Genomic DNA, 25649 nt, shown 5'->3' on the forward strand with positions numbered 1-25649 from the left:
CGCAGGGTAAGGTGCTCGGTCATTGATTCACGAACGATGATCTAAATTTACAATTATTGTAGATAAATCGAGGGATTCGTAACGATATGGTTCCGAGACACGGAAACGATCGAAAATGAGTGTACGAGACGGGGCGGGCCTCGTCGGAGATCGCAACCGATTCGTCGTGATCACCGCCGCGCTGGCCGCGCTGAACGGGCTGTTGTTCGGGTTCGACACCGGCGTCATCTCGGGGGCGCTGTTGTACATCGGTGAGACGTTCCCCGCCTTAGAGGAGTCGGCGTTCCTCGAGGGGGTGGTCGTCAGCGGCGCGCTGGTCGGGGCGGCCATCGGCGCGGCGATCGGCGGCCGACTCGCCGATCGAATCGGTCGGCGGCGGCTGATCATCCTCGGGGCGTGTATATTCTTCGTCGGGTCGCTGGGAATGGCCACGGCCCAGAGCGTCGCGTGGCTCATCGCCGCGCGGGTGTTCAACGGGATCGCGATCGGCTTCGCCTCGATCGTCGGGCCGCTCTATATCTCGGAGATCTCCCCGCCCGAGATCCGCGGCTCGCTCGTCTCGTTCAACCAACTGGCGATCACCAGCGGCATCCTCGTCTCGTACGTGGTGAATTACGCGCTGGCGAGCCAGGGGGCGTGGCGGCTCATGCTCGGGGCGGGGATGATCCCCGCCCTCGTGTTGCTCGCCGGGATGTACTTCATGCCCGAGAGCCCCCGCTGGCTCGTCGAGCAGGGTCGGGAGGAGGAGGCCCGTTCGACGCTCTCGCGGATCAGGAGCGGGGCGGGTCTCGACGAGGAGATCGCCGAGATGAAACGGATGGCGGCCGTCGAGGACGGCGATCTGGGCGAGTTGGTGAAACCGTGGATCCGCCCCGCGATGGTCGTCGGGATCGGCCTCGCGGTCTTTCAGCAGATCACCGGAATTAATACAGTCATCTACTACGCGCCGACCATCCTCGACTCGACCGGGTTCGGGAGCGTCGCCTCGATACTCGCCACCGTCGGCGTCGGCGTCATCAACGTCGCCATGACGGTCGTCGCCATCCTGCTTCTCGACCGGGTGGGCCGTCGGCCGCTGCTGATCGGCGGCATGGTCGGCATGTTCGTCATGCTGATCGTGCTCGGCGGGGCCTTCTACCTGCCCGGGCTGGGCGGCGCGCTCGGGTACGTCGCGACCGGCAGCCTGATGCTCTACGTCGCCTTCTTCGCCATCGGCCTCGGGCCGGTGTTCTGGCTGCTCATCTCGGAGATCTACCCGCTCAACGTCCGCGGGACCGCGATGGGCGTCGCCACGGTCGTCAACTGGCTCGCGAACCTCGCGGTCGCCCAGCTGTTCCCACAGCTGTTCGAGCTGATCGGGCCCGCATTCACGTTCTGGCTGTTCGGCCTGCTGACCGCTGGGGCCGTCGTGTTCTCTCACTACGTCGTCCCCGAGACGAACGGCCGGACCTTAGAGGAGATCGAGGCCGACCTCCGCGAGACGGCGCTGGGAAGCGAGCAGCTATCGATGGCCGAGCGGGCCCGGGAGTCCGAAGCCGACGACTGAGGCGAGAACTAGAAACCGATTCCGATCAGTCGGGCCGCGTTCCCTCCGCTCGTTTCCGCTCAGCCTCGCGTTTCGCCTCCTCGATGAACTCCTCCTTGAACCCCTCGGTGAGGTCGTCTCGGCCCACTCCTCTAAGTCGTCGTTGTCGGTCAACAGCATCCAGAGGCCGACGATCAGGAAGGCGGTGAGGATGCCGGGTGTGGCCATCCAGACGGTGTCTCTAACGAACGCCGGAGAAAGTAGGAAAGACCCATATGTATGTAGATTCTCAGGATTCCCCCCGAAAAACACGGATATTACAAATGGTATACCATATACGATTGAGATAGCCGGATAGAATATGAAACTCAATAACGGTCCACCTCGAGCGAAGATGAACGCGATCGAGAAGTACGCGAAGCAAGCGACTCCGGCGATCGTTGCGGATTGTCGACGAAGAGCGGTCGCTTCGGGTGCTTCGGAAACCGCCACCTCGACACCGCCCATCAAGAGGTCGAGACTCGCGAAATAGACGCCAGCGCAGACGACCACTCCACCGATAGCGGTGAGCCCATGTTCGAATGGTGACTGATCTGCGAACCCGTGGAACGTCGGTGGTATAGTCATTTCAACCGATCACTACGGCAGTGCTTCGATCGCATTTCTTATCTCTTTCTTGATGTTTTCGAGGATATATAGAAGTTCCTGCCGCTTCACGCTCGGTTCGCAGGTCGTGAGTGTATGTTCTATCGCGTCAGCTAGGTTTCGTGCCGCGTCCAATCGGTTGTTCACCGAATGTATCGGTTGACGTTCGTCCTCAAGATCGTCCGAGATCGACTCCAGCCGATGTTGGAGAGTTCGAACCTGATTTCTCAACCCGTTACGTCGTTTCCGACCTTCCATCGAATCGAGCATAATTTCGAAGGATCCTACGAGCCGAGTCGTTTGATCGATGAGATTTCCTTTCGTGAGGACGCGAACAGTGAATCGAAACCGGTCATTCGTCTCCCCGGTTGCCGTAACGAATACGGTGAAATCGCCGCCAGTAGACGGCGATAGCTCGACACGAATTGTGGCGGTCTCGTTTTTGCCGAGACTCTCGAGGACCGAGGGAGTCACCTTTGTCGGTATATCGCTTTCAGTATCGATGACGATCGAATCGGGATGGGAACGACCGATGGTAGAGAGAGTTAACTCCATGCTGCCGACCGCACCTTTCGGAATTTCGATGTCCGGATCACCCCAGACGACCAATAACGGCGGTATTGGAGCGTCTGAAACGTCCGTTTCTAGCGCCGCTATCTTCTCCTTCGACTCTCGATATGCTTCGCTAACGGTATCGACGGATTTGATAAGCGTCGATGACGAATCCTCGCCCTGGACGTACGCGAGTGTCGACCGTTCGAGTTCGATACGCCGCTGTTCGAGTTCGGAGATCGTCTCGCGGTACTCACTCTTTGCATCGTCTCCATCCGAGTCATCTCTCAGTTGATCGAGAAGAACAGCAATCGTGTCGAATCGTCGATGTTCGAAGCGCTGCTGTTCAAGCACCGCGTCGAGACGTTCGGTCGATGCCATAACAGCGATTCGATCGTCGCGTTCGGCCGCTGCTCGTAGCGTGTCGAGTTCATCGGGAATCATCGGCTCACCACCTGTTCGACGGGATCGAGTGCAACGAGCTCGACGACGGCCTCGTCGTGTCGTTTCGCGGTCCAAACAAGAAAGGCAGTTCCGACGAAGGAGATCGAGACAGTCAACGCGAGGGAGATCGTCCCTAGCGCCGCAGCACAGGCCTTCAGTTTTGCTGCGATCACTGTCATGGCAGCACTGACCGCGAGACCAATACCCGTTGCTCCGACACAGATCCCAATTGTGAAAAGACCAAGAGATCCAATAGCAGTCAACAAACTGATTGATCCAGTACGATTTGCTTCATCCTTGGCTCTCCTCATCCCCTTCACGAACGCCAGCTCCGCGTGCCGGATCTCCTCACAGACCTGCTCCGAGGCCGTACCCCGCTCCTCGCTTCATTTCCCACGTAACGAACCGGCGTCGATCCCGTCGGAGACCGTCCCCATCGCGTCCTCGACGGCGACGTTCACCCCCGGGATCCCGACGTCGAGGTCGCCGACCGTCATCTCGGGGTCGAACTGGAACGTCCCGTAGAAGATCCGCTCGATCACGCCGGTGAACCTCTCACGGATCCGTCCCAGCGTCTCGAGCACCTTCTCGGGGAGGAGATCGACCGCGGCCTTGATCGAGGTGGAGAGCAGCTTCTCGCCGATCGCCTCGATGTCCGTTCGGTGCGTTTCGAGCAGGTCGGAGACCCGGCGTTCGATCCCGGCGAGCGCGCGATCCAGCTCCCGGCGTCGCGCGAGCGGGAGCACCGCCCGTCCGGTGATCGCGTCGAGGGTCCGACGCGCCATCGAGGCGATCGTCGAGAGGATCGACGCGATCCGTCGAGCCGCCCATCCCATTCCCCGGAGCGTTCGGCCGGTGATCCGCCCCATGGCCTCGCCTAGCCCGAGGTCGACCGTGGCCCTCGCGATTCGTCGAACGGGTTCGACCCCGCTTTCGGTCGCCGCCGCGGTGACCTCCTCGGCGGCGACCATCCGGTCCAGCGCCCGCTCGTACTGCGTCCTCGTTTGCGCGTCGGCACGGTCGAGCCCGTCGTCCATCCCGTCGAGCAGCCGTTCGGCCCGCCGGTCGATCCGTTCGACGTTCCGGTCGTCGAGTACGCGTCCCGCCTCGGACCGGATCGACTCGATCAGCGTCGTCTTCCTCGCCACGAGCGAGCGGACGCGTTCGCTCGGATCGGGGCCGTTCGTTAGCGTCCGTCCCTCGCCCTCCTCGAGTTCGTAGTGGACCAGCCGCCCGTCGATCGCGGTCGCGTCGTTCACGTGAACCGCTTCGTCGGTGACGACGTACCGGTCGTACTCGACGCGCGTTCGCGTCCCGCTGTAGCGGCCCATGACCCTGAACCGGCTGGCGGCCGTCCAGCCGCGGCCGTGGTAGTAGCTCCGACCGACGCGCCGTCCGTCGACGTACGCCGTGTACGTCCTCGCCCCCGCGTCGAGCACGACGCGGATACGGTGCCACCGACCGTCCTGTAGGTCGCCGCGGTAGACGACGTCGCTCCCGCCGAACGGGTTGCGAAACCACATGCCCCGCCCGGCGACGCCGTTCGTGAACGCTCGAAACCCGCGTGAGGCGCTGTTCTCGTCGTTGAACGCGTAGGCGAGGCCCCGACCGGAGCGATGTCGCCAGTGGAAGTCGATCGTCAGATCCCCCGCCGTTCCGGGGCGAGACCCCACGTCGACGCCGCCGCGGTCCTCGAGTTCCAGCGCGTGCTCGCTGCCGGTCCGCGGGGCGCCCGACGGGCGCCAGGCGTACCGCTCGGAAGCGACCCGCCCGTCGGGTCGGGACTCGGCTTCGTCGGCAGCCGTTCGCGTCGTGGTCCACGACGCGACGGTGACCGTCGCCGCGGGCGCGTCCGCGCTCTCCGCCTGCCTCTCATCGATCGGGTTGCCGTAGTCGTCGACCGGTTCGGACGCGGCGACGGCGTTCACGCCACAGAGCAGGCCTCCCGCACCGAGCGCGCCGCCACAGCGGAGGAACCGCCGTCTGTTCACCATGGTATCGGATGATCGATCCATGGCCCGGGCTGGGCTCGTTCCGGTATGTAAACGTTCGCGCGATTCGTCGACGAGAGGAGGGTCCGGCTACGCGTTCTGTACCTGTCGGAGGATCTCGGGGGCGGATTCGAGCGCCTCGTCGAGTTTCCCGGCGTCGGGACCGCCGCCCTGTGCGAAGTCGGGCGGGCCGCCGCCGCCGCCGCCGACCTGCGCGGCGAGCCGACCGACCACCTCGCCCGCGTTGATCGGGACGCCGTCGGGGACCGCGACGACGAACTTCGCGCCGTCGGCGCCGCTCCCGAGGACGGCGACCTTGCCCTCGCCGACGAGCGCGTTCGCGGTCGCCCGGAGTTCGTCGCTGTCGGCGTCGAGGCGCTGGATCACGACGGTCGCCTCGCCCAGTTCGACCTCCTCGCCCTCGCTCGTCCGAAGCGCGGCGAGTTCCTCCGTGAGCGCCTCGATCTCCTTGCCGCGCGCCTTCCACTCCTCGAAGAAGCGCTCGGCGGTGGCGGGTACCTCCGCGGGCGAGACGTCGAGGACCGCCGCGGCCTCGTACAGCGAGTCCTCGGTCTCCTGGGTGGACTCGATCGCGGCCTCGCCCGCGGCGAAGACCAGCCGTTCGACCCCGTCCTGGATGCGCTCGGTCGTGAGCACCTTGATCGCACCGACGTCGCCGGTCCGCGAGACGTGGGTGCCGCCGCAGGCCTGAACGTCCTCCGCGACGTGGATCAGGCGGATGCGCTCTCCCGGCGGGATCCCGCCCTGATAGAGGTCGAAGCCGTGTTCGGCCTCGGCCTCGTTGCGGTGGGGCCACTCCTCGGTCACGGGGACGTTGTCACGGACGAGTCGGTTCGCGATCCGCTCGATCTCCTTCACCTCGTCCCTGTCGACCCGCTCGTAGTGGCGCACGTCCAGCCGGGCGCTCTCCGTGCCCTTCTGTGCGCCGGCCTGGCGGATGTGCTCGCCGAGCACCTCGCGGGCGGCGTGCCCGACGATGTGGGTCGCGGTGTGGTGGGCCATGAGGCTGCGCCGTCGCTCGGGGTCGATCCGCCCGCGGACGAACGCGCCCTTCTCGGGCTCCTGGCTCACCCGGTGGAGGACCACGCCCTCGCGCTCCTGAACGTCGGTGACGGCGTAGCTGCCGTCGTCGGTCGAGAGCGACCCGTGATCGGCGGGCTGACCGCCGCCCTCGGGGTAGAACATCGTCTGGTCGAGGACGACGTCGTAGCCCTCCGCCCGGTCGATCACGTCGAGGATCACCGCCTCGAACTCCGTTCGGGTCTGGTCCTCGTAGTAGAGCTTCTCCGTGTCCGGCAGGTCCGTGACGCGCTCGTCGCGCTCCTCGACGTCGACCATCGCCTCGCCCGCGTCGTGGCGTCCCGCGACCAGCGAGTAGAAGTCGTCGGGGACCTCCACGACTGCCCCGGCCTCCTCCGCGATCTCCTCGACCATGTCGGGCTGGATGCCGTGCGAATCGTAGAGTTCGATCAGTTCCTCGGCCGGGATCGGCTCGTCGCGTTCGGCGTACTCCTCGGCGAGCCCCTCGACCCGCCGGCCGCCCCGCTCGAGGGTCTCGCGGTACTTCTCGACCTCCGTGCGCACGATGTCGCGGATCGTGTCGCGGTTCTCGTAGTCCAGCCGCTCGGCCTGCATGTCGACGAGTTCGTCGAGCGGGGCGTCGACGCCGACGGTGTCACACAGGCGTTTCGTCCGCCGGAGGACCATTCTGGTCAGGTAGCCCGTCGCGACGTTCGAGGGGACGATGCCGTCGCCGAGCATGTATGCTAGAGTACGGCAGTGGTCCGCGATGGCGTAGACGGCCTCCATGGGCTCCATCAGGGCTTCGAGGCGCTCTACGGGAACGCCGACGCTCCGGGCGATCTCGCCGCGGGCGCTCTCCATGTCCTCGGCCTCGTCGATGTCCATGTGGCCCGCAAGCTTCGAGGCGTCGTGGAGCAACTCGGCCTCCTCGTCGGTGTGTGAAATGCCGGCGTTGTCGGTGAGGAAGTCGATCATCTCGGGGTAGATCGCCTCGTATACGGTAGGAGTTCCCTGGGACACCCACGTCCAGCGCTCCAGCCCGTAGCCCGTGTCGACGATGTAGGTGTCCATCTTCGAGTAGCGGTTGCCGTCCTTGAGTTCGTACTCGCCGTCGGGGTCCTGCTCCATCGACATGAAGACGAGGGTGGCGAGTTCCACCCCCCGGTAGATGACCTCGATGGCGGGTCCGGCGTTTCCGCCGCCGACCCACGGGTCCTCGATGTAGGTGACCTCGCCGGGATCGGCCCCGAGGGAGGTGAAAAAGTCGTCGCAGTACTCGACGGTCTCGTCCTTCCAGTAGACCTCGCCCTGGTACGCGTACTTCTCGGGGTCGTCGAGGTCCTCGCGGGCGTTGAACGCGTGGTGGGCCATCATCTCGAAGGCCATCGTGTGCCGCCCGGTCTTGCCGACGTTGTCGATGTCCTGCATCCGGATACACGGTTGCGAGATACACAGCGGGTTCGCCGGCGGCGGGGTCTTCCCCGAGGTGACGAGCGGCTGGAAGTCGTAAATGGAGGCCTGCGTCAGCAGGACGTCGTCGCGCCAGCGGTTGGCGGCGACGGGGTAGGGCTCGATCCGCTCGTGGTCGTTCTCCTCGAAAAACGAGAGGAAGTTCTCGCGCATCTCCTCCAGGGTGTACTCGCCCTCGAACCCGGGGTTGTCGATGAACGAGTAGTCGACACACGGGGGCTCCCCGCACAGCACCTGCTCGTGATCGCGCGTCCAGAAGTGGGCCCCACACTCCGGACACTCCCGCCTGACGAAGTCGTTCTCCTCGAAGTAGTCGAGGCGGTATTCGGCCTCAAGCGCACTCATGATACCGCTAGTGGCCAATCGGCGCGTAAAACTGTTGCGCAACACCCATCGGAATGGCCCGTCGGCCGGCGTCGGCCGTCAGGCCTCGATCCGGCCGTAGTCGAACCGCTCGCCCAGCGTCGCGAGTTCGTCGAGTGCGTCCTGTTCCTCGCGCATGTTCCGCTCGAGGGTGTCGGCGGCCTCGTCGAGGCCGAGCTGGTCGGCCATCGGGGTGAGGTTGCCGTAGCAGGCGATCTCGTAGTGCTCGGACTTCTGGCCGGCGGCGATGTTGAACCGGTCGAGCGCGCCCTCGCTCGGCTCCTTCTCGACGAACTCCTCGTGGGCCTCGATCATGCCCTCGACGACGGGGTCCTCCGCGGCCTCGGGCTCCCGGCCGACGGCCTCGAAGACCCCCTCGAGGCGCTCGACGTGCGTCTGGGTCTCCTCGCGGTGTTCGGCGAAGGCCTCCGCCAGTTCCTCCTCGCTGGAGGTGCTCTCGAGTTCCCCGAGGGCATCGAGCAGTCGCTGTTCGGTGTAGTAGACGTGCTGTAGCCCCTCGACGAACAGGTCCTCGGTGTTCTCGACTGTCATCGTGATCTCCGCGTGGGACGACACTCGGTATTTCAATAAACGGTCGGCTTGCACATGTGAGGTGGCCGTATTCCCCCGATTCGGCCGACGAAAACGTTGCGACTGACGGGCGAAGGGTTTTGAGAGGTGAACCGGAACGCCGGGGAACTGCCGGACTCCCGCGTCCACGTCTTCATCGAGGGGAACGCCCAGGACGTCCACTTCAGGGACGACGCCCACGAGACCGCCCGCGCCCACGACCTCACCGGCTGGATCCGCAACCTCGACGACGGCCGGGTCGAGGGGGTCTTCGAGGGCTCGGAAGAGGACGTCGAGACGATGGTCGAGTGGTGTCGCGAGGGACCGATCGAGGCCGACGTCGAGGACGTGGAGATCGAAGAGGGACCCCACAGGGCGATCTGGAGGACTTCGAGAAGCGGTAGCTACTCCTCGTCCGCGAGCGCGAGCGAGGCGAGAAACGCCTCCAACTGGATCCGCTCGTTCGCGCCTTCGGTGATGCGATAATCTGTCTCGCCGATCCGATCCAAGGTGCGCACCGCCTCCCGGTCGCTGAGCCCGAGGTCCCACACCGAGCGGTGTAGCTGGTCGATGATGTCGCCGCCCGAAAGCCCCTTGTTCGTGAGGAGGTCCTCCAGGGTGGCTCGCGCACCCGTGAAGTCGCCCGAAAGGGCCTTCGTGACCATCGCCTCGATCTCCTCGGGGCGGGCGGTGGCGGTGATGGTGTAGACGGCGTCCTCGTCGACGGTCTCGCCCATGACCGCGGCGGCCTGCAGCGAGTTGACCGCCCGGCGCATGTCGCCGTCGGCGGCGTACACCAGCGCCTCGACGCCCCCGTCGGTGATCTCGATCTGTTCGGTGTGGGCGATCTCGCGGATCCGCTCGCCGACCGCCGCGTCGTCGATCTGCGTGAACCGGAACACCGCACACCGCGACTGGATCGGGTCGATGATCTTCGAGGAGTAGTTACACGAGAGGATGAACCGCGTATTCGAGGAGAACTGCTCCATCGTTCTCCTGAGCGCCGACTGGGCGTCGGAAGTGTTGTGGGTCAGGATTCCGTTAGCGAGCATGAAGTTTGGCGTTCCCTCCATGCTGATGTTGTACGCCTTCCCACGGTGGCTGTATTCGATCCGGTGGATCTTCGTCGTCTGAACGGTTCGTACTCCGCCATCGGTGACGAGTGCAGGCTCGAATTCGTCCCTCTCGTAGTGTTCGTGATGGGGAAGCGCACTGTCACCAACGACAACGAACGTGTACTCGTCACCGTAGGTTTTCAGGAACTCTTCGACCTTCTCAGGTTGTCCCCACAGCTCAGCGACTCCTTTGACTTCGATCACGGTATCGTCCAACAGGAAGTCGGGGTGGTACACCGAATCGGATAGCTCGAACGTCGGTTCGTACTCATAGTCGATTCCGGCGTCCTGCAACGCCTTTGCGACTTCGTACTCCCAGTCGGACCTGACGAGGTGGCCGAGTTCGTCACTGTGTCTGATATTTCCACCGGTGGGTTCGTGTCCGTTCAGGGCTTCCGAGACTTTCTGTACGACTTCAGGGTCGCGCATCGGGTTGTTGTCTCCAGTGATATCACAGACCGGGTACTCACAGTTCTCGGTGCTCTTTTGAATGAGCGTTGTCTTCTCGTCGTCGTCCAGACCGGCCCACCACTCGGAGGCGGAATTCCCGATGTCTTTTTTGACGGTTTCGGGGTCAGCATCGACAACCCACTCCTCCCAGGGGGTCCCGGACCGCATCTCGCTGATCCCTTTGCGGACCCGTTCGACGGTCTCTTCGTCCATTTCCCAGACGTGAACACCATGGAACTCGCCCCCGTAGTTCGGATTATTTTCACCATTCAATCGCCCGTCTGAAAGTGTCTCGACGATTTTTTCCCGGCGCTCGTCCGACCACTCCGTCCCGTACATCGGGTTCCCCTCATCCCTCATCTCACGACTGTGACCCTCGTTCTTGCAGTCGACGGAACAGAACCGCCCTGCAGTCCAGGCGTCACAGATCTCGCACCGTGACACGCCTACGTCGTCTTTGAAATCCACGATCTCGTCCCCTGGCGACAAGTCTCGTAGCTCCTTCTCGACGAGTCTCCCATTCTCACCAACCACGAAGAACGGATGGGTGAGGCTTGCGAGAATCGTTCGGTCGTCCTCGAGTTCGATCTCGAAGAAGTCTGCAACGCCGGAATCTACGAGGCTGCCCATGTCGGACTGTATCTCGTTCGTCTCGAAATCGACGGACGGGATCGGTTCACCATCGTCACTTACCTCCTCTATCGGTTTCACTTCCGGTGATGACGGATACCCGGCGACGACTTCCGTTCCGGGTGGCACGCACAACGAATCGGCCTCGTCGAGGAAGATGATTCTGTAGGAATAGCCCCCGAAGCTCGCGCGCGCGAACTCCTTGATCCGCCCCCTGACGACGTCGATCCCCCGGTCGTCCGAGGCGTTGAGTTCGAGGAAGTTATCGCGCCAGTCCTCGCCGTAGACCTCGCGGGCGATGGCGGTCGCACACGTCGTCTTCCCCACGCCCGCGGGGCCCGAAAACAACAGGTTGGGAAGGTCGTCGCGCTCGACGTACCGCTCCAGACGGCTGGTGATCTCCTCCTGGCCGATCACCTCGCCCAGACTCCGGGGCCGGTACTTCTCGACCCAGATCTCGTCGCGGCCGGGTCCCGCCGTCTCTGTCTCGCTCATACCCGATGCACGCGCCCCGGCCGTGATAAACTCCCCGAGACGGCGGACGGCGCCGGACGTCCCGTCGTCGGTCACCTATTTGGCAAATGGCGACGACGGGTCGGGCATGGAACGGGCGTTCACGGTACTGCTGGTTCTGGTGGTCGTGACGGGCCTCTGTTCGGGAGTCGCCGCCGCGGGGGAGACCCGGTCGGGGGAGACGGTCGTCGTCGGGGAGGGCGAGACCGTCGAGGGCGACCTGACCACGTTCGCGGGCGCGGTCGTCGTACAGGGGACGGTCGACGGCGACCTGACCGCCTTCGGCGGCGACGTGCTGATCGAGGGCGAGGTGACGGGCGACGCGGAGGCGTTCGCGGGCACCGTCCGCATCGCCGGCGACGTGGGCGGCGAGGTGAGCACCGCGGCCGGCAACGTCGTCGTGGGCGAGGGCGCGAGCGTCGGCGCGCTCTCGGCCGCCGGAGGGAGCGTCACCATCGACGGCACCGTCGCGGGCGACGCCGAGGCCGCCGCCGGCAGCGTCAGCCTCGGCCCCGCCGCCGTCGTCGAGGGCGACCTGACCTACGGCGAGGAGCTGACCCGCCATCCCGACGCGCGGGTCGCCGGAACCGTCAGCCAGGGGCCGACCGCGACGCCCGCTCCCGTCGGCGAGATCCCGGCGATCCCGTGGTGGGTCGGTCGGCTCTACTGGCTCGTCGTGAACCTCCTGCTCGGCGCCGCCCTGCTCGTCGTCGCGCCCGCCTTCTCCGAGGGGGTCGCCGCCACCGCCCGCGAGGAGGCGCTCGAAAGCGGCGGCGTCGGCCTGCTCGCGCTCGTGGGGACGCCGATCGCGCTCGTCCTGCTCGCGATCACGGTCGTCGGGATCCCGCTGTCGATCGCCGGGGCGTTCGTGTTCGTCCTCGTGCTCTGGGTCGCGAGCGTCTACGGCGGCCTCGCGGTGGGGCGGTGGCTGCTCTCGCTCGCGGCCGTCGAGAACCGCTGGGCCGCGCTGGTCGTCGGGCTGGTCGCCGTCGCGCTCGCCGGCCTCGTCCCGATCCTCGGTGGGGTCGTCGGGTTCGTCGTGCTCGTCCTCGGGTTGGGCGCGCTCGTGCTCGCGGTCCACGGGTGGTATACCGACCGGGAGGCGCGACACGCCGAACGGGCCGCCTGATACCGTCGGTCACACCGCCGTGAATCGGCCGGTGGCAGAGCGCGAGTCACTCGCGCGGTGGCCCGTCACATCAGGGACGTGCCGTTGAACGTCCCACGACCGACAGTATGACGACACCCTGAAACCCACCGCGCGGATAGTCGGGGCATGGACGTCACCGTCGAGGTCGTCGGCGAGGGCACGCACGACCTCACCCTCCAGGAACCCACCTACGCGGACCTGCTCTCGGAACTCGACCTCAGCCCCCACGAGGTGTCGGTGATGGTCGACGGCCGGCCCGTCCCGGAGGACCAACCGGTCGAGGCCGACCGGGTACGGGTGCTCCGGCTGATCACGGGCGGATGATCCGGGAGGCCCGCGGGGACGAGATTGAGGCCGTGCTGCGGGTGCTCGAGGGTGCGCTGTTGGAGGTCGACCCCGCCGAGGTGCGCGAGGCGATCGGCAGGGGCGACGTGCTGGTCGCCCGCGAGGAGGGCCACGTCCGCGGCGCGCTCGTGCTCGACGGGAACCACGTCGAGGCGATCGCGGTCACGCGCCCCCACAGGGCGACGGGGATCGGCTCGGCGCTGATCGAACGGGCCGCCGAACGCGGGCCGCTCTCGGCCGGTTTCCGCCCCGCCGTCCGACCGTTCTACGAGTCGCTGGGGTTCGAGATCGAGTGCGTGGAGGGTTCGGAAGGTGATGAAACGCGGTGTCGGGGCCGGCTCGCGGGTCAGGACTCGTAGGCCATGTCGAAGAAGGCGACCTCTAGGTCGACGGTCCGGGAGAACAGTTCGGCCACCCGACGCTGTCGGCGCGCCGAGAGTTCCGGACCGTACGTATCGAATTGCTCGCGCAGCCACTCGACGTAGGCCTCGAACTCCTCGACGGTGTGGATCTCGATCCACTCGTCGAGATACCAGCGCTCGGGCCCGCGGTCGGCGACGTGGCGCGCCCAGTCGAGGTAGACCCACTCGGCGGCGAGCGTAGTGGAAAGGGTCTCCTCGTAGCCGCCCTCGTGGGCCGCCCGGAGCACGAAGTCCGTGAAGGCCCGCGTCGTCGGTTCGAGGGGCGGCTCGCGCCACTCCGCCTCGGGGACGCCCAGTTCCGCGAACGCCCGCTCGAAGTAGTCGTTCTCGCTCCCCGTGAGCACCGAGAGCTGTTCGCTCAACCGGCGCATCTCGTCCATCGAGGGGGCCTGCGCGACCGCGAGCGCGGTCGTCCGCGCGCCGAGTTCGAGGAAGGCGTAGTCCTGGACGAGGTAGCGCCGGAAGACGGCCTCGTCGAGGGTGTCGTCGCCCAGTTCCGCGACGAATCGGTGGCGCGTCGCCTCGGTCCACGCGGGTTCGGATCGCTCGCGGAGCCACTCGCTGAACCGGGCGTCCCCGCGCCCGTCGGCGTACTCCTCGAAGCGCGCTGGGGTCGCGTCGGGTTCGTCTCCCATGGGAGAACGGGGCGCGCGAATCGCCATATAACCGGGCGGTGGCGCTACCGCCGGGCGTCGTCCACGAGCTCCCGGCCCGACTCGAGCAACGCCTCGACGCGGGCCTCGCTTTCGGCCTCCGCGTAGACCCGGAGTTTCGGCTCGGTCCCGCTCGGACGGACCAACAGCCATGCGCCGCTCTCGAGCAGGAGTTTGAACCCGTCGGCGGTGTTCACGTCCTCGACGCGCTCGTCGGCGACCGAATCGGGAATGGCCTCCGAGAGCGAATCCAGGGTGTGAGCCTTCTCCGCGTCGGGGCAGTCGACGCTCACCCGCGACTGGTGGATCTCGCCGAGTTCGTCGAGGAGTCGGTCCACACGGGCGTCGAGCGACTCCTCGCTATGGGCCGCCGCGGCGAGCAGCGCGAGCAACACGCCGTCCTTCTCTCGGACGTGGCCTCGCATCGAAAAACCGCCCGACTCCTCGCCGCCCATCAGCGCGTCGTGCTCGGCCATCGCGTCGGCGACCCACTTGAAGCCGACGGGCACCTCGATCGCCTCCTCGCCGTGGGCCGCTGCGATCCGGTCGATCAGGAAGGTGGTCGAGACGGTTCTGATGGCCGGTCCCGAGTCGGTTTCGAGCAGGTAGTCGTAGAGCGCCGCGTAGAGCAGGTTGGCGTTCAGGAGGCCGCGCTCGGGCGTGACCACCGCGATCCGGTCGGCGTCGCCGTCGTTCGCCACCCCGAGGTCGGCCTCGCCCCCGGTGACGCGCTCGACCAGTTCGTCGAGGTTCTCGCGCGTGGGTTCGGGCGAGACGCCGCCGAAGGCCGGATCGGCCTCACAGCGCAGGCGGGCTACCTTGGCGCCCGCCCGCTCGAGCAGCGCGTCGGTGACGCCGCGGCCGCTGCCGTGGATCGCGTCGTAGGCGACCCGGAGGTCGAGGTCCGCCTCCACCAGATCGAGGGCGTGGTCGGCGTGACTCCCGGCGAAGTCGACCTCGCGCACCGTGCCCCACTCGGCCTCGGGCAGGGGGTCGGGTTCGGCGAGGCTCGCCTCGATGGCGTCGGTGACCTCGGGGAGCGCGGGGGCCCCATCGGACGGGATGAACTTCACGCCGTTGTACTCCGGCGGGTTGTGCGATGCGGTGATCATCAGCCCGCCAGCGAGGTCGCGCTCGACGATCGCCCACGAGAGGAGTGGAGTAGGTCGGTCGCGCTCGGGCATCACGACGTCGAAGCCGTTCGCACACAGCACGCGCGCGAGTTCCTCGGCGAAGCCCCGCGAGGACTCGCGGGCGTCGTAGCAGATCCCGACCGGGCCGGCGAGGCCCTCGCTATCGAGGTACGTGGCGACGGCCTGCCCGACCATCCGGACCCGAGGCGCGGTGAACGTATCGAGGGTCGCCCGCCAGCCGTCGGTCCCGAAGCGAATCTCGTCCATACCCGAAAGTCACGGTCGAGGGGGAAAAATCGGCGGGTCTTCGGTGGCGTTTTCCTTCCTCGTCCCCTCGTTCGGGCATGAAATCCCCACGCGTCGTCGCGGTGGCCGGTAGCCTCCGGGACGGCAGCTACACCCGCCTCGCCCTCGGTCACGCCCTCGACGCCGCCCGCGAGGCCGGCGCGTCCGTGGAACTCCTCGACCTCCGGGAGTACGACCTCCCGGTCTACGATCCCGACGCCGGGGAGGTCGCCGACGCCGAGCGGCTGATGGCCGAGATCCGCGAGGCCGACGCCGTCCTCCTCGGGACCCCGGTCTACCACGGCACGATCTCCGCGGCGCTGAAGAACGCGCTGGATTACTGCGGGTTCGACGAGTTCGAGGACACCACGACCGGCCTGCTCGCGGTCGCGGGCGGCGGGACCTACGGTCCGACCCTCGAACACCTCCGCGCGAGCGTCCGCGCGGTCCACGGCTGGACGCTCCCCCACGAGGTGGGCATCCGCAACGCGAGCGAGCAGTTCGACGAGCGCGGAGAGTTCCTCGACGCGTCGCTCGAGGAGCGCGTCCGGAAACTGGGCCGACAGGCCGTCGAGTACGCCTTCATCGACCCCGAGCCGATCACCGAACACACGGTTCAGTAGTCGACCAGCCGCTCCTTCTCCGCCCGCGAGAACCGTTTGATCGCGTACTCGCGGGCCATCGCCGCCGACCGGCTCGCGAACGATTCGGTGTAGAGAAGCGTGACCGGCGTCCGGCCCCGGGTGTACTTCGCGCCGTCGCCCGCGTTGTGTTCCGCGAGGCGGCGCTCGACGTCGGTGGTGTAGCCGGTATACAAACTGCCGTCGGCACATTCGAGGACGTAGACGTGGTGGGTCATCGGAAAGGGCTTCGCGTGGTGGTTTGGTTACGGTACGGGTAGCCGCAGGGCGAAGTTATGCGTTTCGCGCACGGAGCCTCGCGGCCTCCGCTATCCCCGCGTTCGCCGAACAGCTCGGACAGGCGAAGATGCGCCCGTGTTCGTCGGCGAACACGCGCTCGAACCGCTCGGAGACGTGCGCTTCGCAGTGGTCACAGTGTGGCATCGCGTTCATCCCGGCAGGACCGCCGTGCCGGTAGGTAGCACTATGGGAGGAGCCGATAAATACTCTTTCCAAAATCAGTCCGTAATTCGGTATTCGACAACATTAGTTCACGATCCGTGAAGACGAAGGGATGAGAGGAAAACTAGAGGTTCGGGAGACGGCGTTTCGGTTGTGGATCCGCGAACTACTCCCGGGCGTCGGCGACCGCTCGGGCGATCAGCCCCGCCTGTGTGCCCGCGACGAAGCCCGCGTCGACGTTGACAACCGACAGGGTGGTACACGACTGGAGCATCCCCCGTAGCGCCGCGTCGCCGTCGCCGCCGAACCCGTAGCCGCTGGAGACCGGCAGCCCGATCACGGGCGTGGAGACGAGGCCGGCGACGACCGTCGGAAGCGCCCCCTCGCGGCCGGCGGCGACGACGAGCACGTCCATCCCGCGCAGGCGGGGGAGCTGGTCGACGATCCGGGTGAGGTTCGCCACGCCCACGTCGTCGACGCGCTCGACGCTCGCGCCGATTTCGCGGGCGATCACCGCCGCCTCGCTCGCCGGCAGTCGGTCTGCGGTCCCCCCGGTGACGATCCCTACCGTGGCACCGATCTCGGGGGGTTCGAACCCCGGTTCGTGGGCGACGAGGCAGCGCGCGCGCTCGTGGTACGTCGCGTTCCCGTCGAGGGCCGATTCGAGGTCCGCGGCGTCCTCGCTCCCGATCCGCGTGACGATCGCCCGTCCGGTCGTCTCGAGGGCGGTCCCTGCGAGCACGGTGATCTCCTCGACGGTCTTCCCGGGGGCGAAGATCCCCTCGGGGACGCCGCGCCTGCGCTCGCGGGCGGCGTCGAACCGGCCGGCGTCGGTGGTCGCGTAGCCTGCGAGGCGCGCCTGCGCCTCCTCCGGGCTTAATTCGCCGGAAGAGACGTCTTCAAGAATGTCTCGAAGTCCCATATTCGGGGGGTAGACCCCCAGCTATTCCTATTCATCGCCTTCAGAACGCGCCGATTTACGAAAGCTTATAAAGGCGGCCGGAAAAGGGCCGTTCGTATGGCAGACCTGATCGTCAAAGCCGCCGTAAAGGAAGCACTGTCCGACCACAACGTCTCCTCCGACTTCTACGACGCGCTCGACGAGGAAGTCGAGGAGCTCCTCAACGACGCGGCGCGACGCGCCGAGGACAACGACCGGAAGACGGTCCAGCCCCGCGACCTGTAGGGCCGACTGCCACGCCTTCCTCAGTATTTTTCGCACCGATCAGCGGCGGCGCTCCTCGACGCCCTCCTCCGTGCCGACGAACACGGCGTCGGCCAGCCCGACGAACAGGCCGTGTTCGAGGGCGCCCGGAATCGACGCCAGATCGCCCGCGAGGTCGGCGGGCTCGTCGATCCGTCCGAAATCACAGTCGAGCACGAGGTTGCCGTTGTCGGTGACGACGGGGCCGTCCTTTCGCTCGGCGGCCCTGAGGGCGGGTTCGCCGCCCAGCCCTTCGATCGCCTCGGCGACGGGGCGGCGCGCCGAGGGCAGGACTTCGAGCGGAACCGGGCGATCGAGGGTCTTGCCCTCCTTCGAGGGATCGGCGACGATTACCAGCCGATCGGCGGCGCCGTCGACCAGTTTTTCCCGAGTGTGAGCCGCGCCGCCGCCCTTGATCAGGTCGAACCCCGCGACCTGATCCGCGCCGTCGATGGCCAGATCGGGAAGCGCGTCGTCGAGGGTCGCGAGTTCGATCCCCGCCTCGCGGGCGAGGTCCGCGGACCCATAGGAGGTGGGGATCCCCCGAATCTCCAGTCCGTCCTCGACCCGCCGGCCGAGCGCGCGGATCGCGTGGGCCGCCGTCGAGCCGGTGCCGAGGCCGACGACCTCCCCGTCCTCCGCGAGTTCGGCGGCCCGCTCGCCCGCCCTGCGTTTCGCCTCCTCGCCCCCGCCGGTGGTCTTCATGCGCGTGCGGTCGCTCCCCGAGGAAAAAAGCGTTTCAATCGGGGTCGTGATCCGATCGCACGAGCGCCGGCCGGGTTCGGAATCGAAAGCGTTCGCGGGCGGATCGGGGGTGGCTCGCTCGGCCTCGGAGACGGAGGCGGAGACGCGTTCTCAGGAGACGCGCGAAGACGGCCGGCTCGAACGCCGAGGAGGGCGTTCTCCGCCGACGCCGTCGGCATCGGATTCCGAAGCGAGCCCGGCCGAGAGGGCCGGCTATCGCAACCGAAATCGAGGAAACACACGCCGTCGTATCGCTACGTGCGATGGCACTCACCGAGATCGAACACCTCGACGACGAGATGGCGGAGTGCATGGACAACTGCCTCGACGCCGCACAGGCCTGCGAGTGGTGTGCCGACGCCTGTGCCGACGAGGGCGAGGGGATGGCCCGCTGCATCCGGCTGTGTCGGGACGTCGCGGACATCGCGACGCTTCACGCCCGGTTCATGGCGCGCGATTCGGGCTACCACGCGGCGCTCGCCGGGATCTGTGCCGACGCCTGCGAGGAGTGCGCCGACGAGTGCGAACAGCACGACCACGAGCACTGTCAGGTCTGTGCGGAGGTCCTGCGCGAGTGCGCCGAGACCTGCCGCTCGATGGCCGCCTGAGACGGGCCGTCGTCGGTACGACAAGAGTCATAGCGCTCGCGACCGCTCTAGTTTTTCGTGGACGCCAGCCCGGACGAGCCAGCGGTGGTCCTCGACGACGTGACCAAGACCTACCGGATGGGCGAGCCCATCGACGCGCTCTCGTCGGTGTCGCTGTCGATCCCGCGGGGCTCGTACACCGCGATCATGGGCCCGAGCGGGTCGGGAAAGAGCACGCTGATGAACCTCGTGGGCTGTCTCGACCGGCCCACCGACGGGCGGGTGCTGGTCGACGGGCGGGACGTCGGCGCGATGAGCGACCGCGAGCGGACGGCCCTGCGGGGGCGAACGGTCGGGTTCGTCTTCCAGACGTTCAACCTCATGGCGCGCCTGTCGGCGCTCGAGAACGTCGCCCTGCCGCTGGTCTTTCAGGGGGTGGGACGGCGCGAACGCCACGCTCGCGCGCGCGAACTGCTGGATCGGGTCGGCCTCGCCGAGCGGGCGGACCACCGTCCCAACCAGCTCTCGGGCGGCCAGCGCCAGCGCGTCGCCATCGCCCGCGCGCTCGTGGCCGATCCGGCGATCGTGCTGGCGGACGAGCCCACCGGAAACCTCGACACCGCGACCGGGAACGACGTGCTGGCGCTCTTTCAAGAACTCTACGAAGAGGGGCGGACGGTGGTGCTCGTGACCCACGAGCGCGACGTGGCCGAACGCGCCGACCGGATCGTCCACGTCGTCGACGGCGAACTGGAGGGGATCGAGGCGGTCGCCGGCGCGAGGCGGGAGGCGTGAACCCCCGAGAGGCGCTCTCGATGAGCCTGCGGGCGATCAGGGGCCACCCCCTCAGGTCGGGGCTGACGGCGCTGGGCGTGTTGATCGGCGTCGCCGCCGTGATCGTCTTCGTGATCCTCGGGGCGAGCCTCCAGGCGGCGGTGATCGGCGAGGTCGGCGGCGAGGACGCCGAGCGAATCTACGTCTGGAACGGCCCCGAGGACGCGCAGGGCCCGCCCGGCGCCGGCGCGCGTGCCGTGTTCACCGAGGACGACATCGACCGACTGCACGCGATCGAGGGCGTCGACGGGGTGGCCCCCTACGCCTCGGTCGACGCGAACGGGTTCGAACACGGGGGCGATACGATCGCGGGCGGCGACGCCGTCGCCACCGGTCCCGAGTACTTCACCGACGACGCGATCGCCGAGGGCCGGGCGTTCGAGTCCGGCGAGAACGAGGTCGTTCTGACGCCGCTCGCCGCGGAGGCGTTCGAGGAAGACGTCGCCGTCGGGGACCGGGTGACGATCACGTTCGATGACGGCTCCGAGGCCGAGATGACCGTCGTCGGGATCCTCGACGGGTCGGGGCCCCGGAGCCCGTTCGACGGGTTCGGCGAGGACGCCCGCGTCTACGTTCCCGCCGATCCGTTTCACGGAACGACGACCGAGACCGCCGACGGCGACCAGCGCGTCTACCCGTACGTGGTCGTGACCGCCGACAGCCCGAAGAGCGTCGACGGCGTCGAGGAGGCGGTCAGGACCTATCTAGAAGACGAATCGGACGCGAGCGAGGCGCTCCCGGCGACGTTCGTCGTCGAGACCCAGACCAACGAGGACCTCCTCGAACAGGTGAACGACCTGCTCGCGACGCTGACGGGCTTCATCACGGGGGTCGCGCTCATCTCGCTGCTCGTCGGGTCGATCGGGATCGCCAACGTCATGCTCGTCAGCGTCACCGAGCGCACCCGCGAGATCGGGATCATGAAGACCGTCGGCGCCCGGAACCGCGACGTCCTCCAGCTGTTCCTGACCGAGGCCGCCATCCTCGGGATGCTGGGTGCGGCGGCGGGCGCGCTCGTCGGGTTCGCGGGCGGCTACGTGGCGACGCGCCTCCTCGAGTTCCCGTTCGTCGCGCCGCTCGAGTGGGCGGTCGTCGCGGTCGTCACCGGCGTCCTCGTGGGGGCGCTCGCCGGGCTCTACCCGGCGTGGAACGCCGCCCGGACCGACCCGATCGACGCGCTTCGCTACGAGTGATCGCGGGTCACTCGAGGCGGTCGAGGATCGCCCCGGGATCGTACGCCAGCGAGAGCTGTCGCGAGCGGCCCCGGCCCTCCATCCCGTCGTAGGAGGTCTCGACGATCCCGAGCCGGTCGAGTTTGTTGACAATCTCCGAGTAGCGGGTGTAGCCCAGATCCGTCTCCTCGGCGAACGCCTCGTAGACGTCGCCCGCCTGCTCGCCGTCGTGGTCGACCAACACGCGAACCAGCGCCGCCTCGCTTCCCGAGAGCCCCCGCAGGCTGCGCGAGAGGTGGACGTACTTCGACTGCTCGTAGGCCTCCTCGACGTCCTCCGTGGTGACCGTGCGGCTCGCGCGCATCTCGGCGTTCAGTCCCGCCCGGCGAAGCAGGTCGATTCCCACACGTAAATCGCCGCTCTCGGCGGTGAGCTCGGCGACCCGGTCGAGCACCGTCGGGGAGACGACGCCGTCGTGAAAGCCGCGGTCGACGCGTTCGGCGAGGATGTCGACGATCTCGCCGGCGTCGTACACCGGAAAGTAGACCTCCTCGGGGCGGAAGACGCTCTGCACCCGCGAATCGAGCTCCTCGATCGTGTCGAGCGCCAGATCCGAGGAGACGACGATCACGCCGATCCGCGTTCCGGGGTGGGCCTCGTGGGCACGCAACAGGGAGTAGAGGGTATCCGAGGCCTCGTTCTCGTAGAAGAGGTAGTTCACGTCGTCCAAGGCGACCACGAGCACCTCCTCTGCCTCGACGAGCCTGTCTGCGACCTGGCCGAACAGCTTCTTGAACGACACCCCGCTAGAGGGCGGTTCGTACTCGAAGATCCCCTCGAACAGTCTGGAAAACACCGCGTATCGGGTCGAGTCGACCTGGCAGTTGACGTGGACGGTTCGCACGCCCGAGTGCCCCGAGAGCTCGGCGAACAGCTTCTGTACCGCCGTGGTCTTGCCGGTGCCGGGCGGGCCCTGGACGAGCGCGTTCAGCGGGCGCGAGCCCCGCACGGCGGGCCGCAGGGCGTACTGGAGGCTTTGTAACTGCGTATCGCGGTGCTCGAACGTCTCGGGCAGGTAGTCGATCTCGAAGACGCGTTCGTCCCGGAAGACGGACTCGTCCCACGACAGCATCCCCTCCTCGGAGTCGTCGACCATCACTTTCACCACGCTCGCCGGCCTATTTAACCGTTCGCCACGGCTTATTCCCCACGCCACGAGGGCGGCGCGAGGTCGAGGGAGAACACGACGAGAACGTAGCACACGCCGACGACGAGCGCGACGAGGAGTTCCTGCCAGAGCTCCGTGATCCCGGCGGCGCGTGCGAAAAACAGCGCGAGGTAGGCGAGGCCGACCACCGCGGCGAAGTGGAGGACCTCGTAGAGGGTGCCCTCCCGGTTCATGACTCGAACTTCCCGAGCAGGCGGTCGTAGATGGCCGTCCCCTCCTCGCGGGCGAGTTTCTCGACGATCAGCTCCGGCGTCGACCGGGCGAGATGATCCCGCACCGGCGAGCGGTTCACCACCAGGTCGCCGTCCACCAGTCCGACCGCCTCGATCCCGTCGACGCGGATCTCGCAGTCCGCAGCGGTGCGGATCTCGCGGGCGAGATGGGAGACGAAGATCGCCGTGGTATCGGTCTCACAGAGCGCCTCGAGGATGCCGGCGATGATCTTCGCGCTCGCGCCGGGTTCGGTGATGCTCTCGAGTTCGTCGACCAGCACCAGCCGTCCCTCGCCCCCCGAGGCGAGGCCGGCGAACTCCTTGACGGTGCCCTCGAACGCCCCCGCGTCGAGCGTGCCCTGGGTCTTCGCGTGGTAGTGGACCTCCGAGAACCGTTCGAGGCGGACGCGATCGGCGGGGACGGGGAGGCCCATCTGCGCGAGGATCACGACGGCGCAGACCAGATCCAGCGTCGAGGTCTTCCCGCCGCTGTTTACCCCCGAGAGCAGCGTCACCCCCGAGACCGAGTAGTCGACGGGCTCGATCGCCTCGAGGGGTTCGGAAAGCAGCGGCGAGCGCCCGCCCTCGATCTCGATTCCCACCCCGGAAAAGTCGGGCATTGTACAGTCGAACTCGCGGGAGAAGCGCGAGAGCGCGAGTTCGACGTCCAGGTCGAGGGCGGCCCGGACCAGCGCCTCGGCCGGTTCGCGCAGGTCCGCGAGGTCGGCGGCGAGTTCGCGCTTCCCCCGCATCGCCCGGCGCTCCTTCGCGGCGACCAGTTCCTCGCGCAGGCGACCCACCACGCTCTCGTCGTGCTCGACCGGAAACGTCGGCTCCTCGGGGAAGGCGTCCCGAGCGATCTCGCTCTCGCCGGAATCGAGCGCGAGCGCGTCGATCAGGTGCTCGCGGGCCGCCTCGACGGCGGCGGCGTACTCGTCGGCGAGTTCCCGCGAGAGCAGCGAGTCGATGCCCGCGCCCCGCTCGGCGAGCGAGAGCAGGTCCGTGCCCTCGATGGTCACGTCGCGTTTCTCGATCGAGTTCTTGAGAGAATCGTTGGCGACGCTCTCGGCGGTGTGGACGCTCGCGTCGAGATCGTCGACGGCGCGGGTGAGCCGTTCGAGTTCGGCGTCGTCTTTCACCTCGCCGTCGGGGCCCAGACGGGAGAGCGCGTCGTCGAGTGCCGCCAGATCGCAGGGTGGATCGAGGCCGGCGGCGCGGTGGACGGCGATCGCCGCGCGGATCGACGCCCGATTGGCGGCGAAAAACGAGAGGGTTCGTTCGGGAACGACCTCGGCGGGATCGGAGAGGGCGTCGGGCCTGACCCGAACGTCGCCCTCCACCTCGACGCCGGTGAAGGCCTCGTCGAGCGCGATCACCGTCGAGTAGCCGCGCGCGAGGTCGGCCAGCCCGCGGGCATCCTCGACGACCTCCACGGGGAGTTCGGGGATCGCCTCTCGTGCCGCCGCGAGGGTCTCCGCGTCGCTCGTGACCAGACACCGCTCCCGGACCCGGACCTCGCGCGGCGCTTCGAGGGGTTCGACCCCCGCGAGCGCCTCGCGCACCTCGGGGTCGGGCTCGCGTTCGAGCGCGCGCTCGGCGAACCCCCGTACCTCCTCGATTCTCGATCGTGCGGCGCTCGGGTAGAACGTCTCGAGGCGGCGTTTCGCATAGGAGGTGACCGCCCGGTCCTGGAGCAGGGCGAGCAGTTCGCGGTGGATCTCGCGGGCGCGGTCGGTCCGCAACAGCCGGCTCGAATCGTCGTGTTCGCGCCGGATCGCGCCGCGGGCGATCCGAGCGGCCCGGCCCTCGCTGATCCCCGGCGCGCCCGCGAGGGCGGCGACGTCGCCCTCGCGGAGCGCTCGTTCGGCGTCCTCGACCTCGGCGAGCGCGCTCGCGGTCTTCGCGCCCACGCCGGGGATCGACTCGAACTCCATCAGTAGGCCGAATGCCGGCGCGAACGCAAAAACGTCCCGGCCGCGGTCAGTCGCCGAGGTCGTGGTCGAACTCCTCGCTTGCGAGGTCCTCCAGCAGGTCCTCGACCTCCTCGACGGTCTCCTCGTCGACGTCGTCGATCGCCTCGACGCCGTGTGCGCCGCCGTGGGCCGTCTGCAACGCGTTCAGGTTGAGGTTCCCCTCTGGATCGACCACCGGGAGTTTCAGGTCCGAGAAGTTCTCCGGCGGGAAGCCCGAGGCCGAGAGCAGGAAGTGGTCTGCGACCTCGCCCAGGTCGTCGGTCTCGAAATCGTTGAGTTGCGGGTCCTCCCACTCGTCGTCGGTCGTGCCCGAGTACTCGGGTTCGTGGACGGCGTAGTCGGTCATGTCCGAAGGGTGAACGGCCACGGGCATGAACGGCGGGCCTGAGGCTGCCGGGGTCGTCGAGGACCCACACGCCTTTTGTCCGCGGGCGCGCAAGGGCGGCCATGTCCGCAGAGGAGAAACTGGCCGCCGCCCGCGAGGAGCTCGCCGGCGAGGAGGGGGTGCTCGTCGCCTTCTCGGGCGGGGTGGACTCGAGCGCCGTCGCCGCCATCGCCCACGACGCGCTCGGGGAGGACGCGGTCGCGTGCACCGCCAAGAGCGAGACGCTGCCCGAGGCGGAACTCGCGGACGCCAGACGGGTCGCCGAGGAGATCGGCATTCGCCACGAGGTCGTGGAGTTCTCCGAACTGGACGACCCCGAGTTCGTCAAGAACGACGGCGACCGCTGCTATCACTGCCGGTCGATGCGACTCGGGAGGATGTTCGAGAGGGCGGAGGAACTCGGGATTCCAGTGGTGTGCGACGGAACGAACGCCGACGACCCCGGCGAGGGCCACCGGCCGGGCCTGCAGGCGGTCGCCGAACTCGACGCCCGGTCGCCGCTTCTCGACCACGGGATCACCAAGGCCGAGGTGCGCGAGATCGCCGATATGTATGACCTCTCCGTGGCCGACAAGCCCTCGATGGCCTGTCTCTCCTCGCGGATTCCGACCGGGATCGAGGTCACCGAGGAACGGCTCACGCGGGTCGACAAGGCCGAAGCCCTCCTTCGAGGGTGGGGCTTCTCGCAGTTCCGGGTGCGCGATCACGACGGCCTCGCACGCATCGAGATCGCGCCCGAGGAGCTAGAGGAGGCCCTCGACATCGAGTTCGTCCGGGCGACCCGCGCCCACATGAAGGACCTCGGGTTCGAGCACGTCACCCTCGACCTGCACGGCTACCGGACGGGGAGCGTCAGCCCCGAGGGGGAGGCGGAATCGACCGCGGAAGCGGACCTGCTCGACGCGCAGTACCCCACGGCGGAGTAGAC

26 protein-coding genes and 1 pseudogene are annotated in these 25649 nt (G+C 67.4%); 11 read left to right on the plus strand and 16 right to left on the minus strand.

Annotation, left to right across the window (positions count from 1 at the left end):
• The first annotated feature begins 115 nt into the window (after positions 1 to 115).
• A complete protein-coding gene (locus QRT08_RS12630) occupies positions 116 to 1546 on the plus strand; it encodes a sugar porter family MFS transporter (protein WP_286046325.1) in 1431 nt (476 codons plus the stop codon).
• Positions 1547 to 2164: 618 nt separating this feature from the next.
• On the opposite strand, the gene QRT08_RS12635 is transcribed toward QRT08_RS12630, so the two are convergent.
• The 5 genes from QRT08_RS12635 to QRT08_RS12655 form a co-directional block, all read right to left on the minus strand.
• A complete protein-coding gene (locus QRT08_RS12635) occupies positions 2165 to 3166 on the minus strand; it encodes a COG1470 family protein (protein ID WP_286046326.1) in 1002 nt (333 codons plus the stop codon).
• On the minus strand, positions 3163 to 3345 hold the full coding sequence (locus QRT08_RS12640) for a hypothetical protein (RefSeq protein WP_286046327.1): 183 nt from the start codon (positions 3343 to 3345) through the stop codon (positions 3163 to 3165). Before QRT08_RS12640 ends, QRT08_RS12635 begins: the two co-directional genes overlap by 4 nt.
• Positions 3346 to 3552: 207 nt before the next feature.
• Complete coding sequence (locus QRT08_RS12645; protein WP_286046328.1) at positions 3553 to 5181, minus strand: hypothetical protein; 1629 nt, start codon at positions 5179 to 5181, stop codon at positions 3553 to 3555.
• A gap of 66 nt (positions 5182 to 5247) precedes the next feature.
• Positions 5248 to 8016 (minus strand): alanine--tRNA ligase, encoded by a 2769-nt coding sequence (gene alaS / locus QRT08_RS12650; RefSeq protein WP_286046329.1) that lies wholly within the window; start codon positions 8014 to 8016, stop codon positions 5248 to 5250.
• A gap of 78 nt (positions 8017 to 8094) precedes the next feature.
• Positions 8095 to 8586 (minus strand): YciE/YciF ferroxidase family protein, encoded by a 492-nt coding sequence (locus tag QRT08_RS12655; protein ID WP_286046330.1) that lies wholly within the window; start codon positions 8584 to 8586, stop codon positions 8095 to 8097.
• A 147-nt stretch (positions 8587 to 8733) separates the two neighbouring features.
• On the opposite strand from QRT08_RS12655, the pseudogene QRT08_RS12660 reads away from it, so the two are divergent.
• A pseudogene (locus QRT08_RS12660) lies at positions 8734 to 9008 on the plus strand (acylphosphatase).
• Here the strand turns inward: QRT08_RS12660 and QRT08_RS18845 are convergent.
• Positions 9009 to 11294, minus strand: coding sequence for a replication factor C small subunit (locus QRT08_RS18845; RefSeq protein ID WP_369684842.1), 2286 nt, complete (start codon positions 11292 to 11294; stop codon positions 9009 to 9011).
• 106 nt (positions 11295 to 11400) lie between these two features.
• Between QRT08_RS18845 and QRT08_RS12680 the strand changes: the two genes are divergently transcribed.
• From QRT08_RS12680 to QRT08_RS12690, 3 genes are all read left to right on the plus strand, one after another.
• Positions 11401 to 12441: a DUF8173 domain-containing protein gene (locus QRT08_RS12680; RefSeq protein ID WP_286046331.1), complete on the plus strand. Its 1041-nt coding sequence runs from the start codon at positions 11401 to 11403 to the stop codon at positions 12439 to 12441.
• 147 nt (positions 12442 to 12588) lie between these two features.
• On the plus strand, positions 12589 to 12786 hold the full coding sequence (samp2, locus tag QRT08_RS12685) for a ubiquitin-like small modifier protein SAMP2 (protein ID WP_286046332.1): 198 nt from the start codon (positions 12589 to 12591) through the stop codon (positions 12784 to 12786).
• The gene (locus QRT08_RS12690) at positions 12783 to 13166 is read left to right on the plus strand and encodes a GNAT family N-acetyltransferase (RefSeq protein WP_286046333.1); all 384 of its coding nucleotides are present in this window, start codon (positions 12783 to 12785) and stop codon (positions 13164 to 13166) included. The genes samp2 and QRT08_RS12690 overlap by 4 nt, the downstream gene beginning before the upstream one ends.
• On the opposite strand, the gene QRT08_RS12695 is transcribed toward QRT08_RS12690, so the two are convergent.
• Both QRT08_RS12695 and QRT08_RS12700 read right to left on the minus strand, forming a co-directional pair.
• Entirely contained in the window at positions 13154 to 13864 is a 711-nt protein-coding gene (locus QRT08_RS12695) for a TenA family protein (RefSeq protein ID WP_286046335.1), read from the minus strand. The two genes, QRT08_RS12690 and QRT08_RS12695, sit on opposite strands and share 13 nt — an antisense overlap.
• A 44-nt stretch (positions 13865 to 13908) precedes the next feature.
• On the minus strand, positions 13909 to 15282 hold the full coding sequence (locus QRT08_RS12700; protein WP_286046336.1) for a phosphoglucomutase/phosphomannomutase family protein: 1374 nt from the start codon (positions 15280 to 15282) through the stop codon (positions 13909 to 13911).
• A 77-nt stretch (positions 15283 to 15359) separates the two neighbouring features.
• On the opposite strand from QRT08_RS12700, the gene QRT08_RS12705 reads away from it, so the two are divergent.
• Entirely contained in the window at positions 15360 to 15923 is a 564-nt protein-coding gene (locus tag QRT08_RS12705) for an NADPH-dependent FMN reductase (RefSeq protein ID WP_286046337.1), read from the plus strand.
• On the opposite strand, the gene QRT08_RS12710 is transcribed toward QRT08_RS12705, so the two are convergent.
• The 3 genes from QRT08_RS12710 to larB form a co-directional block, all read right to left on the minus strand.
• On the minus strand, positions 15917 to 16159 hold the full coding sequence (locus QRT08_RS12710; RefSeq protein ID WP_286046338.1) for a GIY-YIG nuclease family protein: 243 nt from the start codon (positions 16157 to 16159) through the stop codon (positions 15917 to 15919). The two genes, QRT08_RS12705 and QRT08_RS12710, sit on opposite strands and share 7 nt — an antisense overlap.
• 55 nt (positions 16160 to 16214) lie before the next feature.
• Positions 16215 to 16364: a DUF7563 family protein gene (locus QRT08_RS12715; RefSeq protein ID WP_286046339.1), complete on the minus strand. Its 150-nt coding sequence runs from the start codon at positions 16362 to 16364 to the stop codon at positions 16215 to 16217.
• Positions 16365 to 16548: 184 nt separating this feature from the next.
• Positions 16549 to 17304 (minus strand): nickel pincer cofactor biosynthesis protein LarB, encoded by a 756-nt coding sequence (larB, locus tag QRT08_RS12720; protein ID WP_286046340.1) that lies wholly within the window; start codon positions 17302 to 17304, stop codon positions 16549 to 16551.
• 96 nt (positions 17305 to 17400) lie between these two features.
• On the opposite strand from larB, the gene QRT08_RS12725 reads away from it, so the two are divergent.
• Positions 17401 to 17568 carry a DNA-binding protein gene (locus QRT08_RS12725; RefSeq protein ID WP_008418816.1) on the plus strand — a complete coding sequence of 56 codons (168 nt, stop codon included), beginning with the start codon at positions 17401 to 17403 and terminating at the stop codon, positions 17566 to 17568.
• A 39-nt stretch (positions 17569 to 17607) separates the two neighbouring features.
• Here QRT08_RS12725 and rpiA read toward each other — a convergent pair whose 3' ends face one another.
• A complete protein-coding gene (gene rpiA / locus QRT08_RS12730; protein WP_286046341.1) occupies positions 17608 to 18291 on the minus strand; it encodes a ribose-5-phosphate isomerase RpiA in 684 nt (227 codons plus the stop codon).
• Between the two features lie 302 nt (positions 18292 to 18593).
• Between rpiA and QRT08_RS12735 the strand changes: the two genes are divergently transcribed.
• From QRT08_RS12735 to QRT08_RS12745, 3 genes are all read left to right on the plus strand, one after another.
• Positions 18594 to 18938 (plus strand): four-helix bundle copper-binding protein, encoded by a 345-nt coding sequence (locus QRT08_RS12735; RefSeq protein WP_286046342.1) that lies wholly within the window; start codon positions 18594 to 18596, stop codon positions 18936 to 18938.
• Positions 18939 to 19055: 117 nt separating this feature from the next.
• The gene (locus QRT08_RS12740) at positions 19056 to 19712 is read left to right on the plus strand and encodes an ABC transporter ATP-binding protein (protein WP_286046578.1); all 657 of its coding nucleotides are present in this window, start codon (positions 19056 to 19058) and stop codon (positions 19710 to 19712) included.
• Complete coding sequence (locus tag QRT08_RS12745) at positions 19709 to 20944, plus strand: ABC transporter permease (RefSeq protein WP_286046343.1); 1236 nt, start codon at positions 19709 to 19711, stop codon at positions 20942 to 20944. The genes QRT08_RS12740 and QRT08_RS12745 overlap by 4 nt, the downstream gene beginning before the upstream one ends.
• 7 nt (positions 20945 to 20951) lie before the next feature.
• Here QRT08_RS12745 and QRT08_RS12750 read toward each other — a convergent pair whose 3' ends face one another.
• From QRT08_RS12750 to QRT08_RS12765, 4 genes are read right to left on the minus strand one after another with little or no spacing between them, the layout of a single operon-like run.
• Positions 20952 to 22079 carry an ORC1-type DNA replication protein gene (locus QRT08_RS12750; protein WP_286046344.1) on the minus strand — a complete coding sequence of 376 codons (1128 nt, stop codon included), beginning with the start codon at positions 22077 to 22079 and terminating at the stop codon, positions 20952 to 20954.
• A gap of 44 nt (positions 22080 to 22123) precedes the next feature.
• Positions 22124 to 22324: a hypothetical protein gene (locus QRT08_RS12755; protein WP_286046345.1), complete on the minus strand. Its 201-nt coding sequence runs from the start codon at positions 22322 to 22324 to the stop codon at positions 22124 to 22126.
• A complete protein-coding gene (locus QRT08_RS12760) occupies positions 22321 to 24297 on the minus strand; it encodes a helix-hairpin-helix domain-containing protein (RefSeq protein WP_286046346.1) in 1977 nt (658 codons plus the stop codon). The genes QRT08_RS12755 and QRT08_RS12760 overlap by 4 nt, the downstream gene beginning before the upstream one ends.
• 46 nt (positions 24298 to 24343) lie before the next feature.
• Complete coding sequence (locus QRT08_RS12765; RefSeq protein WP_286046347.1) at positions 24344 to 24682, minus strand: hypothetical protein; 339 nt, start codon at positions 24680 to 24682, stop codon at positions 24344 to 24346.
• Between the two features lie 101 nt (positions 24683 to 24783).
• Between QRT08_RS12765 and larE the strand changes: the two genes are divergently transcribed.
• Positions 24784 to 25647: an ATP-dependent sacrificial sulfur transferase LarE gene (larE, locus tag QRT08_RS12770; RefSeq protein ID WP_286046348.1), complete on the plus strand. Its 864-nt coding sequence runs from the start codon at positions 24784 to 24786 to the stop codon at positions 25645 to 25647.
• Positions 25648 to 25649 lie beyond the last annotated feature (2 nt).

This window comes from Halalkalicoccus sp. NIPERK01, from assembly GCF_030287405.1.
In the GTDB taxonomy this organism is placed as follows: domain Archaea; phylum Halobacteriota; class Halobacteria; order Halobacteriales; family Halalkalicoccaceae; genus Halalkalicoccus.

Coding starts and splice junctions, on each gene's coding strand:
- QRT08_RS12630 (WP_286046325.1), top strand. CDS start 116: ATGAGTGTACGAGACGGGGCGGGCCTCGTCGGAGATCGCAACCGATTC.
- QRT08_RS12635 (WP_286046326.1), bottom strand. CDS start 3,166: ATGATTCCCGATGAACTCGACACGCTACGAGCAGCGGCCGAACGCGAC.
- QRT08_RS12640 (WP_286046327.1), bottom strand. CDS start 3,345: ATGACAGTGATCGCAGCAAAACTGAAGGCCTGTGCTGCGGCGCTAGGG.
- QRT08_RS12645 (WP_286046328.1), bottom strand. CDS start 5,181: ATGGATCGATCATCCGATACCATGGTGAACAGACGGCGGTTCCTCCGC.
- alaS (WP_286046329.1), bottom strand. CDS start 8,016: ATGAGTGCGCTTGAGGCCGAATACCGCCTCGACTACTTCGAGGAGAAC.
- QRT08_RS12655 (WP_286046330.1), bottom strand. CDS start 8,586: ATGACAGTCGAGAACACCGAGGACCTGTTCGTCGAGGGGCTACAGCAC.
- QRT08_RS18845 (WP_369684842.1), bottom strand. CDS start 11,294: ATGAGCGAGACAGAGACGGCGGGACCCGGCCGCGACGAGATCTGGGTC.
- QRT08_RS12680 (WP_286046331.1), top strand. CDS start 11,401: ATGGAACGGGCGTTCACGGTACTGCTGGTTCTGGTGGTCGTGACGGGC.
- samp2 (WP_286046332.1), top strand. CDS start 12,589: ATGGACGTCACCGTCGAGGTCGTCGGCGAGGGCACGCACGACCTCACC.
- QRT08_RS12690 (WP_286046333.1), top strand. CDS start 12,783: ATGATCCGGGAGGCCCGCGGGGACGAGATTGAGGCCGTGCTGCGGGTG.
- QRT08_RS12695 (WP_286046335.1), bottom strand. CDS start 13,864: ATGGGAGACGAACCCGACGCGACCCCAGCGCGCTTCGAGGAGTACGCC.
- QRT08_RS12700 (WP_286046336.1), bottom strand. CDS start 15,282: ATGGACGAGATTCGCTTCGGGACCGACGGCTGGCGGGCGACCCTCGAT.
- QRT08_RS12705 (WP_286046337.1), top strand. CDS start 15,360: ATGAAATCCCCACGCGTCGTCGCGGTGGCCGGTAGCCTCCGGGACGGC.
- QRT08_RS12710 (WP_286046338.1), bottom strand. CDS start 16,159: ATGACCCACCACGTCTACGTCCTCGAATGTGCCGACGGCAGTTTGTAT.
- QRT08_RS12715 (WP_286046339.1), bottom strand. CDS start 16,364: ATGCCACACTGTGACCACTGCGAAGCGCACGTCTCCGAGCGGTTCGAG.
- larB (WP_286046340.1), bottom strand. CDS start 17,304: ATGGGACTTCGAGACATTCTTGAAGACGTCTCTTCCGGCGAATTAAGC.
- QRT08_RS12725 (WP_008418816.1), top strand. CDS start 17,401: ATGGCAGACCTGATCGTCAAAGCCGCCGTAAAGGAAGCACTGTCCGAC.
- rpiA (WP_286046341.1), bottom strand. CDS start 18,291: ATGAAGACCACCGGCGGGGGCGAGGAGGCGAAACGCAGGGCGGGCGAG.
- QRT08_RS12735 (WP_286046342.1), top strand. CDS start 18,594: ATGGCACTCACCGAGATCGAACACCTCGACGACGAGATGGCGGAGTGC.
- QRT08_RS12740 (WP_286046578.1), top strand. CDS start 19,056: ATGGGCGAGCCCATCGACGCGCTCTCGTCGGTGTCGCTGTCGATCCCG.
- QRT08_RS12750 (WP_286046344.1), bottom strand. CDS start 22,079: ATGGTCGACGACTCCGAGGAGGGGATGCTGTCGTGGGACGAGTCCGTC.
- QRT08_RS12755 (WP_286046345.1), bottom strand. CDS start 22,324: ATGAACCGGGAGGGCACCCTCTACGAGGTCCTCCACTTCGCCGCGGTG.
- QRT08_RS12760 (WP_286046346.1), bottom strand. CDS start 24,297: ATGGAGTTCGAGTCGATCCCCGGCGTGGGCGCGAAGACCGCGAGCGCG.
- QRT08_RS12765 (WP_286046347.1), bottom strand. CDS start 24,682: ATGACCGACTACGCCGTCCACGAACCCGAGTACTCGGGCACGACCGAC.
- larE (WP_286046348.1), top strand. CDS start 24,784: ATGTCCGCAGAGGAGAAACTGGCCGCCGCCCGCGAGGAGCTCGCCGGC.